The sequence below is a fragment of the Photorhabdus aegyptia genome, from assembly GCF_000612035.1.
Lineage (GTDB): Bacteria > Pseudomonadota > Gammaproteobacteria > Enterobacterales > Enterobacteriaceae > Photorhabdus > Photorhabdus akhurstii.
In genome coordinates this window covers 14,731-27,410 of the sequence record NZ_JFGV01000070.1, presented here as the reverse complement: position 1 = coordinate 27,410, position 12,680 = coordinate 14,731, and the positions used below count along the sequence as shown (strand labels likewise).

General features: G+C 40.0%; 14 protein-coding genes. 4 read left to right on the top strand and 10 right to left on the bottom strand.

Annotation, left to right across the window (positions count from 1 at the left end):
* Positions 1–227 precede the first annotated feature (227 nt).
* Positions 228–776, top strand: a complete 549-nt coding sequence (locus tag BA1DRAFT_RS18130; protein ID WP_036782006.1) for a metal-dependent hydrolase — start codon at positions 228–230, stop codon at positions 774–776.
* A 187-nt stretch (positions 777–963) separates the two neighbouring features.
* A complete protein-coding gene (locus BA1DRAFT_RS18125) occupies positions 964–2,355 on the top strand; it encodes an L-cystine transporter (protein WP_036782004.1) in 1,392 nt (463 codons plus the stop codon).
* A 66-nt stretch (positions 2,356–2,421) separates the two neighbouring features.
* Here BA1DRAFT_RS18125 and htpX read toward each other — a convergent pair whose 3' ends face one another.
* The 4 genes from htpX to BA1DRAFT_RS18105 form a co-directional block, all read right to left on the bottom strand.
* Complete coding sequence (htpX, locus tag BA1DRAFT_RS18120; protein ID WP_036782002.1) at positions 2,422–3,309, bottom strand: protease HtpX; 888 nt, start codon at positions 3,307–3,309, stop codon at positions 2,422–2,424.
* Positions 3,310–3,659: 350 nt separating this feature from the next.
* Positions 3,660–5,711, bottom strand: coding sequence for a carboxy terminal-processing peptidase (gene prc, locus BA1DRAFT_RS18115; protein ID WP_036782000.1), 2,052 nt, complete (start codon positions 5,709–5,711; stop codon positions 3,660–3,662).
* A 19-nt stretch (positions 5,712–5,730) separates the two neighbouring features.
* Positions 5,731–6,438: an RNA chaperone ProQ gene (gene proQ, locus BA1DRAFT_RS18110; protein ID WP_036781998.1), complete on the bottom strand. Its 708-nt coding sequence runs from the start codon at positions 6,436–6,438 to the stop codon at positions 5,731–5,733.
* Between the two features lie 95 nt (positions 6,439–6,533).
* Entirely contained in the window at positions 6,534–7,031 is a 498-nt protein-coding gene (locus BA1DRAFT_RS18105) for a GAF domain-containing protein (RefSeq protein ID WP_036781995.1), read from the bottom strand.
* A gap of 664 nt (positions 7,032–7,695) precedes the next feature.
* Between BA1DRAFT_RS18105 and BA1DRAFT_RS18100 the strand changes: the two genes are divergently transcribed.
* The gene (locus BA1DRAFT_RS18100; RefSeq protein WP_036781993.1) at positions 7,696–7,938 is read left to right on the top strand and encodes a DUF1480 family protein; all 243 of its coding nucleotides are present in this window, start codon (positions 7,696–7,698) and stop codon (positions 7,936–7,938) included.
* Between the two features lie 227 nt (positions 7,939–8,165).
* On the opposite strand, the gene BA1DRAFT_RS18095 is transcribed toward BA1DRAFT_RS18100, so the two are convergent.
* The 4 genes from BA1DRAFT_RS18095 to ftnA form a co-directional block, all read right to left on the bottom strand.
* Positions 8,166–8,507 (bottom strand): YebY family protein, encoded by a 342-nt coding sequence (locus BA1DRAFT_RS18095; RefSeq protein WP_036781991.1) that lies wholly within the window; start codon positions 8,505–8,507, stop codon positions 8,166–8,168.
* A gap of 139 nt (positions 8,508–8,646) precedes the next feature.
* A complete protein-coding gene (gene copD / locus BA1DRAFT_RS18090; protein ID WP_036781990.1) occupies positions 8,647–9,540 on the bottom strand; it encodes a copper homeostasis membrane protein CopD in 894 nt (297 codons plus the stop codon).
* A 2-nt stretch (positions 9,541–9,542) separates the two neighbouring features.
* A complete protein-coding gene (gene yobA / locus BA1DRAFT_RS18085) occupies positions 9,543–9,929 on the bottom strand; it encodes a CopC domain-containing protein YobA (protein ID WP_036781988.1) in 387 nt (128 codons plus the stop codon).
* Positions 9,930–10,123: 194 nt separating this feature from the next.
* Entirely contained in the window at positions 10,124–10,627 is a 504-nt protein-coding gene (gene ftnA / locus BA1DRAFT_RS18080) for a non-heme ferritin (RefSeq protein ID WP_036782010.1), read from the bottom strand.
* Positions 10,628–10,946: 319 nt separating this feature from the next.
* Here ftnA and BA1DRAFT_RS18075 point away from each other — a divergent pair, with 319 nt between their 5' ends.
* Positions 10,947–11,177 (top strand): DNA polymerase III subunit theta, encoded by a 231-nt coding sequence (locus tag BA1DRAFT_RS18075; protein ID WP_036781986.1) that lies wholly within the window; start codon positions 10,947–10,949, stop codon positions 11,175–11,177.
* Positions 11,178–11,224: 47 nt separating this feature from the next.
* Here the strand turns inward: BA1DRAFT_RS18075 and pip are convergent, their stop codons facing one another.
* Together pip and yebF are read right to left on the bottom strand one after the other, a co-directional pair.
* Entirely contained in the window at positions 11,225–12,178 is a 954-nt protein-coding gene (pip, locus tag BA1DRAFT_RS18070; protein ID WP_036781984.1) for a prolyl aminopeptidase, read from the bottom strand.
* Between the two features lie 73 nt (positions 12,179–12,251).
* Positions 12,252–12,626 (bottom strand): protein YebF, encoded by a 375-nt coding sequence (yebF, locus tag BA1DRAFT_RS18065; RefSeq protein WP_036781982.1) that lies wholly within the window; start codon positions 12,624–12,626, stop codon positions 12,252–12,254.
* Positions 12,627–12,680 lie beyond the last annotated feature (54 nt).

The window sequence follows — 12,680 nt, the reverse complement described above, 5'->3', positions numbered from 1 at the left end:
AGTGTCATGGTGGTTTATCTCCTGAATAAAAAGAAAACACACTATGACAAAAGATTAATTAATCGGATATGTGGGATTAATTAGGCGCTTACTTTAAAGCTAATTAGATATTAACGTTATATATTATTAAATAAGATATTTTTGCTTTTCACCCTCTATCTTACCCACGTAAAACCCTCTATACTTCGCCGACTGTATGGATAGACAGTTATTAGTCAGAGGAATTTATGACCGCAGAAGGGCATCTTTTATTTTCCGTTGCCAGCATTATCCTGGCACACAAACTAGAAATAACAACAGAGATAGCTAATGGAGACTGGCTGCATATGCTGCCAGGGGTGCTGCTTACTGCCTTGTTACCCGATATCGATCACCCCAATTCAACCTTGGGTAGATTATTCAGATTTATCTCCATTCCCGTTGCCAAACTCTGCGGTCATAGAGGATTTACTCACAGCTTACTTGCTCTCATATTAGGAATCACTTTATTTTGGCTAAAAATACCGGAAGAGTGGCTAATCCCAACTGATTTTTTCCATGCCATGATTGTTGGCTATTTGAGCCACCTGATTGCAGATATGCTGACACCTGCGGGTGTGCCGTTATTATGGCCAATTAAAATACGTTTCTGTCTACCTGTGCTTGGCAAGCAAGGAAACAAGAAAGCAGAAAGGTTTATTTCTGCTCTATTAATTGTCATTGCCATTTTTCTACCAAAAGATATTGAATACTCTATACTTTTTTATATCAATCGCATCAAAGATCTCTATTTATAATACTCTAATTGACTAAAAATAAATCTTAAAAGTCACATTTGTTATATCAAATTCTATATAGTTATAAATGAGAATAATTTAAGCTGATACTATATTCCCCAACTGCTTGTTGTAATGTGTTCGTTTGCAAACTTACACGATTCGATACAACTTATGACTCAACTAAATTGAATTCTGGAGTTTGGGGATGAATTTACCACTCATTTCGAATGTGCTCGTCTTCGTAGCACTGCTTTTGCTATTGTCAAAAGCCAGTTCACGACAATGGAACCTGTCAAAAAAAGTTTTTGCTGGCCTTGCCATTGGCATTATTTTTGGCTTGGCACTGCAACTAGTTTATGGTTCTGATAATACCATAGTGAAGGAATCCATATCATGGTTCAACATTGTAGGTAATGGTTACGTACAGCTTCTACAAATGGTCATTATGCCTCTGGTATTTGCCTCTATTCTGAGTGCAGTCGCCAAATTACACAAAGCATCTTCTCTAGGAAAAATCAGTTTTCTGACCATTGGAACGTTGCTATTTACTACAATGATTGCAGCGCTTATCGGTATCATGATTATCAACCTGTTCGGTTTGACTGCTGAAGGTCTAATTCAAGGTCCTCAAGAAACAAACCGCCTGTCTGCTATCGAAAACAACTACGCCAACAAAGTCTCTGATTTATCTGTACCACAATTGATTTTATCTTTTATTCCTAAAAATCCATTTGCAGATTTAACCGGCGCTAATCCAACCTCTGTTATCAGCGTTGTCATTTTTGCAACTTTCTTAGGTATCGCAGCTCTGCAAATGCTGAAAGATGATCATGAAAGAGGTGAGCGCATATTAGTCGCTATTGATACTATACAAGCATGGGTAATGAAGCTGGTTCGTCTGGTTATGCGCCTAACGCCGTATGGTGTTATGGCTCTAATGACCAAAGTTGTCGCCAACTCTAATATCCATGAAATTGCAAAACTGGGAACCTTTGTTATCGCATCTTACATTGCATTAGCACTCGTATTTGTTGTTCATGGGTTTCTGCTTTCTCTCATCGGCATCAATCCACTTAGATTCTTCAAAAAAACCTGGCCAGTGTTGACTTTTGCATTCACCAGCCGTTCCAGTGCGGCCAGTATTCCACTGAATGTCGAAACCCAGACACTCCGTATTGGCGTGCCAGAATCTATCGCCAGTTTCTCAGCATCTTTCGGAGCAACCATTGGTCAGAATGGCTGTGCCGGGATTTATCCCGCCATGTTGGCAACAATGGTTGCTCCAACAGTAGGTATAAACCCTCTCGATCCGATGTGGATTGCAACACTCGTTGGCATTGTCACTATCAGCTCTGCTGGTGTTGCCGGTGTAGGTGGCGGTGCTACATTTGCCGCACTGATTGTCTTACCCGCAATGGGATTACCTGTGACGTTGATTGCTTTATTGATTTCTGTTGAGCCTCTCATTGATATGGGCCGTACGGCGCTGAATGTAAGTGGCTCAATGACTGCTGGTACTATTACCAGTCAACTGATGGGACAAACTGATAAAACTATCTTCGATCAGGAAGAACAGGTTGAATTAAGTCAGCTATAATTTAAAACCTCAAAAGTTGCAAAAAAGCCGGAGTTGATTTTCCGGCTTTTTATTTTATTCACAATGTTATTTATTCAGGTATTGTCCACTACGCAGCGCTTCAATACGTTTGTCCAATGGTGGGTGAGACATGAACAGCTCACTGAATGTTTTTGCTTTACCATTAATACAGAACGCCATCATACTGCCTTCTTCCTGCGGTTCATAACTGGTTTTCAGACGCTGTAAAGCAGCAATCATTTTCTCACGGCCGACCAATTTGGCTGAACCTGCATCTGCATGGAACTCGCGGTAACGGGAGAACCACATTGTGATAATGCTCGCCAGAATACCAAATACTATTTCCAGCACCATTGAAACAACCATGTAAACAATCGGATTACCAGAGGAGTTACTCTCTTCCTCATCACTGTTGCCAGACAGGAAACTTGATACAGCCTGAGCCAGCAGACGAGAAATAAAGATCACGAAAGTATTTACTATCCCTTGCAACAAGGTCATCGTCACCATATCACCATTAGCAATATGACTAATCTCATGAGCAATAACGGCTTCTGCTTCTGCCCTACTCATGTTGTCCAATAGACCGGTGCTGACAGCTACCAGAGAAGCATTACGACGCGCTCCGGTAGCGAATGCGTTAATATCAGGCGCGGCATAAATCGCAACCTGGGGCATGGCAATATTGACCTGTTCCGCTTGACGACGAACAGTTTCAACTAACCAATGTTCAACTTCATTTGCTGGCTGTTCTATGACCTGACCACCCACAGAGCGCAAAGCCATCCATTTGGACATCAACAGGGAAACAAATGCTCCCCCAAAACCAAACAGGCCAGCCATAATCATCAGACCTTGTACACTACTCCTCTGAATTCCTGTCAAAGAAAGTATTATCCCGAACACCAACATAACAGCGAGGTTAGTGAGGAGGAACAAAACAATTCGCATCATAAAAACCGGCTTCCTTTATTAATAATCATAAATGCACTTTCAGAACTACTCTATAAATAAGGCTGTTCTTACTATATTCAAGGCTTTTAACCTGTTAAGCGATAAGATCAACACAACTTTACAAAATCATAAAAAAACCCGCATTAGCCTAACACCAATTGGTTAAACAAAATACTCCAACCCCTAGTAATGCTGAGAAAATGTGAAACAATTCATCTTTTCTGAAAAGAAAAAACACCTTAAAAAGGCTGTTCATATTATTTTATTGAAAACCCAATATACCGTTCACTCAAAACATCTCAAGCGAACGATATTGGGCATTAATCATTGACAGGCTTTAACCCATTATTTTATTTAGATTTAGCTAACATTTTCTCAGCAGGTTGGTGTGCTAAATCAAGTGCAATCTTCACTGACTCATCAAGATAGGGATCTGGCCCCTGATAATCTTTAGGTAAATCATCCAGTGAAGTTAACGGCTTTTTACCTTCGCGTTTAAAGCGATCATTTATGCGATTCAACTTCAGAGCATCCGCTTCCTTATTCTCTTTCTCTCTTTGTGCGTAGTTCAAAGAAACAAGATTTTTATGCTCTTTCATCGCCTTATAGTGAGCAATATCCTCATTGATGTACTTGAATTCTGGATCATTTGTAATGCGAGCATTGTGAACGACATTCAACTGAGGAACCAATGCAGCAACAATTTTAGACCCTGTATAACGGGCAGGAGGAATGCTATCCCAAGGCAAAGCATTATCTTCGAAACTTTCCCCCGTTTCTGCCGGATCAACCCCCGTCGGCATTACAATATCAGGAGTAACCCCTTTACGCTGAGTACTACCGCCATTCACGCGATAGAACTTCTGAATCGTATATTGGACAGAACCCAGTGATGGCCAATCAGGACGCATCATTTGATCGTAAATACGACTCAAAGAACGATATTGTTGAACTGTACCTTTACCAAAAGTCGGTTCACCAACAATCAATGCTCGCCCATAATCCTGCATTGCCGCGGCAAAAATTTCAGAAGCAGAAGCACTAAAATGGTCTACCAGAACAACCAAAGGTCCTTTATAGTACACCACTTCATCGGTATCAGAATCCTGACGGATTTTTCCATTATTATCTCTAACTTGGACAATCGGGCCACTTGGGAGAAACAAGCCTGATAAAGAAACCGCCTCTGTCAGCGCACCACCGCCATTGCTACGCAAATCAATGACAATAGCACTGACATGCTGTTTGGTCAGTTTTTGTAATTGCGTTTTAACATTATCAGTCAAACCAACATAAAAACCGGGGATATCAAGAACGCCCACTTTTTCCTGACCCATTGTCTTAACTGACATCTTCACAGCCCGATCTTCCAAACGGATCTGTTCACGAGTTAAAGTAACAGTACGTGGTTTTGCCCCTTTGGTATCAGAAATAACCTCAAGCCGTACTTTACTCCCTTTAGGACCTTTAATCAGCGCAACCACATCATCCAGACGCCAGCCAATAATGTCCACCATAGACTTCCCAGACTGAGCGACACCAATAATCTTATCGCCCACGTTTAATGCTTTGCTTTTGGCGGCAGGTCCACCAGCAACCAAAGAATTTATAACCGTGTAGTCATCATCTATTTGCAAAACAGCACCAATCCCCTCCAGGGAAAGACTCATTTCTGAGTTAAACTGTTCAGTATTGCGTGGTGAAAGATAATTGGTATGAGGATCAATTTCACGAGCAAACGCAGTCATAATCAATTGGAAAACATCTTCACTTTGACTTTGTGTCAGACGTTTTAACGCGGATTGATAACGTTTGGTGAGCATCTCTTTGATTTTATTGTCCTCTTTGCCACTGAGCTTGAGGTTGAGCCAATCATACTTAACTTTAGCATCCCAAAGTTTATTTAGCTCTTCCACACTCTGTGGCCAAGGGGCTTTGGAACGATCAATATCAATTGTATCATTACCATCAAAATTCATTGGCTGTTCAAGACGCGATAAAGCGTACTGATAACGTTCAAAGCGACGTTTCTGTAACAAATTAAACAAGTCATATGGAATTTCCAGATTCCCACTTTCCAATTCCTTGCCTAACAACTTTTTCTTATCGGCATACTGAGCAATATCTGACGCTAATAATATGTTATGGCTGTAATCCAGTATATTGAGGTAGCGATCAAATATTTTTGCCGAAAAATCACCATTTAAATCAAATTGGCGATAATGAGAACGAGTGAAGCGGGATGTTACCCGCTCGCTCACTGTTGAATGCTGAGGTTCCTGCTTCAATATAGGTAGTTGTTCAATGCCAACAGGAACAGCCACCGGACTGTTTGTATTTGCATAACAAGTACCAAAAATTGAAACACCTAAGACAAAAGCCAGTCTGACGAATTTGTTCATGCCCAGGTTGGCCTCCGTATCAGAACTGTAAATGTTCTGCGCGTACAATCATTGCCAAACCGGAAGGCAATTGTACTCGTACACCATCTTTGGCGATCTCAAGCACAGAAGCATCCACTGAACTCTTACCCACTCTTACTTTAATTTCCTGACCAATTTTCAGCGATGAAACATCGATAATCTGAGTAGGTGAAGGTTGAGCAGGTTTAGCAACTGGCTTACGTGCTTGCTGAGGACGCTTTTGTTGGCGTGGCTGTTGCTGCCGTTTTTCCCCCTCAATATTGTTAGCACGGCGACGAGGTGCAGGTTTCTTGGCTGCGGGCCGTTCATTTTTTTCACCAGCCGCCGCATTTTCAGCTTCACGTTTCTTAGCTCTTTGTTCCGCACGCTGTGCCTGAACCCGTGCTTTGGCTTCAGTCAGTTGCTGGAGAGCGTGTTCAATGTGTTCCGCTTCCAGTTCACCGCATGAATTACCATCAAGGTCAACACGCTGTGCACCTTCTTTAACACCATACAAATAGCGCCAACTTGATGTGTACAGACGTAAGGCGGAGCGCAGTTGTGTTTTACTTAAACACTCTTCGTCCTGAATACGTTCAACGATATCTTGAAAAATACCGATCTTTAAAGGACGAGCTTCACCTTCTGCTACGAAACAGAGCGGGAAACGCTCAGCTAAAAATGCAATAATCTCTTTACTACTATTCAACTTAGGTTGATTTTCCATGAAATTTCCTGATTACAACGGTTTTGCCAACCAGCATAGGCATGAACTGGCGTCATTATAATAGCGTTGCTGATAAATGCCACGTTATCCATATGTTAAGTTACATTCAATTCAACATATTTAGGCATAACGCACTGTTCTAAATGAGCACAAAGCCCATCAATAAGGGCTTGTAAGCCAAATTCGTCTTTCTCGTCGAACCTATTAAAGACCGTACTATCAATATCCAATACACCGATGATTCTATCGCTTACAATCAACGGAAGCACAATTTCAGCGTTACTAGCAGCATCACAGGCGATATGGCCTGGGAACGTATGAACATCATCAACACGCTGGATGCGCTTTTCTAATACAGCCGTTCCGCATACCCCCTTGCCAACAGGTATTCTGACACAAGCAACTTTTCCCTGAAATGGCCCTAACACCAACGTATCGCCATCAATCAGGTAAAAACCAACCCAGTTAACATCATGCAAGCGTTCATACAACAATGCACTGGCATTAGCCAGCGTTGCTATTAAGTCATACTCACCAGACAACAGAGCTTTTAAGTCCCCCGTAAGCTCCCGATAGAACTCATTTTTATTCATAATTGACCTATCCGATGAAATTCACAAAACGCATCTCTATTTTTATATCAAAAAAATATCAAATGCCCATAACAATAAGGTTAACAGTCTGTCACACTGACGTAAATTCTTTACTATCTTTAATAAGATATTCTTTAATATATTTATTGAATACTTGCAAAAGCTTGTGAGATATCACACTACTTACCAAAACATTATCAGGGGCGCAACCAGTATGAATATGATTCACCGTCAGCACCTCCAGGTTCCCATACAATAAAATTAAATTGAACTTTTCCACAATTATAAAGATCAATTATCTGATAACAGTGTCGTTCATTAGCCTCTTCCATTTGAGAATTGACTGGTTGTGTAGTAAAAAACAAAACATTCAAACAATTTATCCGTAGAATTATTGCATTTACTACACCATCACTAACACTTTTACTCCTTACTACCACACCAAATAAATATTTCCTACTGAATGTATAAAAGGTCAAAGAATGACAAAGATAAAAAAAGCAATATGACGATAGTAAGTTTTAGAACAGATAATTATAACAGCAATATCATCTACCGATTATCCAACATAGAAAATATTATTACTGGAAATCTCAGCTATTTGATCTATCCTCAATGATGGCCACACTGGTCTTACCTGTTATCTAAAAGTTAAGGAGCGATCATGAACCAGACAATATTAAGAATTTCCAGCTACGAAATTGATGATGCTATTCTCTCTTCACCTTCTGAAGAGGATGATATCACCATCAGCATTCCCTGTAATTCCGACCGCGAACTCTGTATGCAGTTGGATGGATGGGATGAACACACCAGTATTCCCGCCTTATTAAACGATAAACACATTCTTCTCTACAGAAAGCATTATGATAGACAAAGACATGCATGGGTTATGAGGGTGGTCTGATGTCCACAAAACTTGTGACAAAAAAAGGCCGAGTTGACTCCTCTACTCGGCCTAGGGAAAATGGCTCTTAAGAGCCGTGCGCTAAAAGTGTCATTGAGACGAAAAACAACTTACAACTTAAAGCGTAGCCGACATACTTGCATTTTACCAACTTTTTGGATAATAAATAATCAAAAACAACATCTTCCATTAAGCCAAATATAGACGCTATCGCTTACTCAATGACATTATTTTTTATCGCACAATGCTAAAGCTGCTTGTTGGAATGGCTCTATACTCATTTTTTGAGTTGGATTTTTGCTATCATCCAATAAAATAATATCCAAAGACTTAGCATTCACTTTCCCTACCTGCATCATCTCTGTGGCTATATCATTCAATGGGTATTGCACTAACGTACTTGGATTAATCACAAACAGAGCCTTATTTGCTCGGCAATCCAACATCACCTCTTCCCGTGTAAATGCCCATTTATCACCAAATTGTAGCTTACTCACCGTTTCAATCGGCGCAGCAACATTTTGAAAAGAGAGACAAAACAAGGAAAGTAATAAGAGTAAACGTTTCATAATAGTTACCAATGTAGATATAAAAGCGAGCGAAGTGGATCTTTATACACTCCAGCTTTTTCCATATTCACTATATATTTAGTGTCAAGAATAGGCTACACCAATAGCACCTATTGAGATAGATAGTTAGCTAAGAAAATCAAACTGGTTGATAAGTGGCAAAAGCAGCAACACATAATAAAACCAATGCTCCGAGGATAATTTCAATCCAACTATTGATAATCAACAACTGATAACGGCCAGGTTGTTTCAGTTTGGGAACCAGGATATAGCGGTTAATTAATGCTAGCATCACCATGCCCGCCACTAATGCTATCTTCAGCCATAGCATGGATTGATATTCACTGCCGCTATATTTCGGCCAGTTCGGCAGCAAAATTAAGCTGCTTATGATGCCCGTTATAATAATCAGGGTTACAGCAACGTGACCATACGTGGAAAAACGCATCATAGAAATCATAATCTGTTTATCCAACCCTATGGCCAATTCATTTTTTATCCGTAAAAATTGCAGACATAACAAAAAAGGCCATAATCCACCAAACCAATACCCAACACTCACTAAGTGAATTACCTGATTGACCTGAGAAAAAACGCCGGTTATCCCATCATGCATTACCGAATGGCCTATAAAGGCATGGCAGGCGAGTAAAACCGTAGAACTGATTAACATCAGAATATTTCTGGCTTTTTGTTTACTGATAAACAAAAACCCCGTAGCAACTATTGAAATCAGTATTTGCCATTGCCAAACTTTACCAAAAGTTGTTCCCAGTACTGCCAACCAGATTTCTAGATTATAAATATCCTGCCAGCCATCCCCCATTATTCCCGCCTGAATTGCCAACCATCCAATTGTTGTTATTAATGTCACAACGGTACTGATAATTACCCCTAAACGAAGGCGCGCATCAATCAGAACAGATAAACGCTCAGGAACCAAGATGGCAGTAAATACGCTAAAGCCAAACATTAACATAACTGCCACAAAATGGGTGAAGCGACAAAGAATATACAGCGCCGCCAGAGACATAATTATTTCACTGTAAAGCTATAGACACCTTTGGTCTTATGCCCATCAACAGAGACCACGCTCCAGTTCACATCATATCTCCCTGTCGTTAGTTTATCTTCGATAGGAAGAATCAGTTTTGTATTAGTTGCCGGATCAAGCTTCAATTTTCCGGTTTTAATGGGTCTATTTTCCGGACCAGTCACTTTTACTTTACTAAAATTCAGTTCAATACCTTCAGAAAAGCTTAATGTGATTACCTGCGGTGTATTTTCTACAGTAGTATCTTCCGCCGGAATTTGTTCTGTCAAATGGGCATGGGCCAAAGCTTGCTGGCAGGATATGCCAACAAAAAGAACAATTAGAGCAGATAATTTTCGGCAAAAAGAGCGAATTGTGCTAATAGTCATCAATAACCTCTTAATTTTCAAATGAATCTCGATAAGTTGTCATCATTTTATATCAAAAGAGTTATTTTATCTGCGATAACTTACAATGAGAATTTCGTCTTGTGAACTATCGCGCAAAAATAAAGGAAAACCGCAGCATTGACTTTAAATACCTAAAGTTATTGCGACTACTGCGGCTAATTAATTCCATTTCATTAGACAGGATTTGCAGCAGCCAGACCTTTCAGATCTTTATCCAATAGGAAAAGTGCTTTACCATCCTCGCCAACCATACCTAATTTATCAAGGATAGATTTAAACAATTTCTCTTCTTCATGCTGTTCCGCTACATACCATTGCAGAAAGTTAAAAGTAGAATAATCCTGCGTGGTTATCGCCAAATGAGCAAGTTTATTAATTTCGGCAGTAATAAACTTCTCGTGTTCATAAGTTCTATTGAGTACATGGGTTATAGATTCATAATCGGCGGAAGGCGCATCAATTTGCCCCAAACGTGGCATTGCACCTGTATCACTCAGATAATCAAACAAACGATGCATATGCTGCATTTCTTCCTGGGAGTGTGATTTAAAAAACGCAGCAGCGCCAGGTAATCCTTGTTCACCGCACCATGCACTCATTTGTAGATATAAATTCGCAGAATAGAACTCCAGATTCATCTGTTCATTTAATTTATCAATCATTTCTCGGTTTAACATAATAGATACTCCAGTCATTAATTCACCTATATTATGCCAATTAAATCAGAATAATAAAACCCAATAAGAGAAAATAAATTAAATATACATATCATATTGAAATATAAATATATTTCATGATAAATAAAATGAAAATGAATCTCATTTAATATATTTAAATGAAAATGAATTACATTTACAAAATAATCTTCATCAAGGAATTTTTATATTTAATGATAATGAATATTATTTATATTTATAAAATAATCAATTCAGACCTTGCCAGAAAAACTCTTCTGGATTAGTTTTATCACTTTGTGTGTGAATGAGAAAGACACTTATGAAACATAATCTGGCCGAGCTTTCCACAGAGAACATGGATAAAATGAATGTTGATTTGGCAGCCTCCGGCGTAGCTTTTAAGGAGCGTTACAATATGCCAGTACTGCCTGATACCGTTGAACAAGAGCAACCCGAGTATCTGCGGCAATATTTTCAACAACGCTTAGTGCATTATCGCCAATTATCCAAACAGCTTTCCCGCTTACCCTACGAACCCAAAGGCCGCTAATCAGCCAGTCAGTGAGTAACCACCGGATAACCGGTGGTTATATCCAATTACTTATCGGCAAACCTATCTGTTGCACTAATAAGCTGATGTAAAATACCCGGCTCATCAAATGAATGTCCTGCTCCTTCAATGATATATAATTCCGCCTCCGGCCATGCCTGCGCCAGATCCCAAGCATTTTGCACCCGGCAAGCCATATCATATCGGCCATGAATGATAACTGCCGGAATATCCCGTATAACGTCAATATTATTCAACAGTTGCTGCTCCTCATTCATAAAACCCTCATTGATAAAATAGTGGTTCTCAATCCGAGCAAATGCCAAAGCAAACTCATCTTCTGCAAAACACTCCACACTATTTGAAGGAAGCAATGTCACCGTCTCCCCTTCCCACAAACTCCAGAGACGAGCGGCTTCTAATTGCACACGAAGGTCATCACTGGTCAGCCGCTTATTATATGCTCCGATCACATCCTTTCGTTCTTCCTCCGATAAAATAGATACTGTGCGTTGCCATTTGTCAGGGAAGAAATTAGAAGCGCCATCCTGATAATACCAGTGCAACTCTTGTGGTCTCAGCAAGAAAATTCCCCGAAGAATTAATTCAGAAACGCGTTGAGGATGAGTCTGAGCATAAACTAAAGATAAAGTTGAACCCCACGAGCCACCAAATACCAGCCATTTTTCCACCCCCATCAATTGACGTAAACGCTCAATATCTTCAACTAAATGCCAAGTGGTATTATTTTCCAAACTGGCATGAGGTTTTGAACGTCCACAACCACGCTGATCGAATAGCATGACATGATATTTCTTCAGGTCGAATAACCGACGGTGATAAGAGGCAATACCACCGCCTGGCCCGCCATGAATAAATACAGCAGGCTTACCTACAGGATTACCGCACAATTCCCAATAAATTTGATGACCATCGCCTGTATCCAAATAACCCGAGCGATAAGCCTCACAAACCGGATATAATTTTCTCAATTCTGACATAACATTTCCTTTACTGACTAACACCAAACCCAGTATCCGTCTAACGACGGGTAGAGATAACTAGCAGAAAATGTTATTTCAATTCGCTATAGCTAATCGTATTTTGCTGACAATCAACGACAACACGGTAACCTTTGTCACGTTTAGAACCACGAACAGTCAGCGGAATTTTTAAGATATCTTTATCGCCAGTAATATTTTCCGCCTTTACCCACACCACTGGTTTAGAAGTTCCCAACTGCTTTCTATCTTCTGACCAATGGTTAATGCGGTTTTGCAGAAAATCACGCTTTACTTGAGCGGCAATTTGCGATTTGGTTAAATTATCGCAAGAAATAAATTTACCAACACGTTTGTTCTCCGATACAGCAGATACTGTGAATGAAACAGTGAGCAAAAGTGCAGCACCCGATAGGCCAACTCTGTTAATGATATGACATGCTTTCATACTACCTCCCGTTAATATCTCAAAGTAAGAGATTAAATATGGAGCTAACCTAGC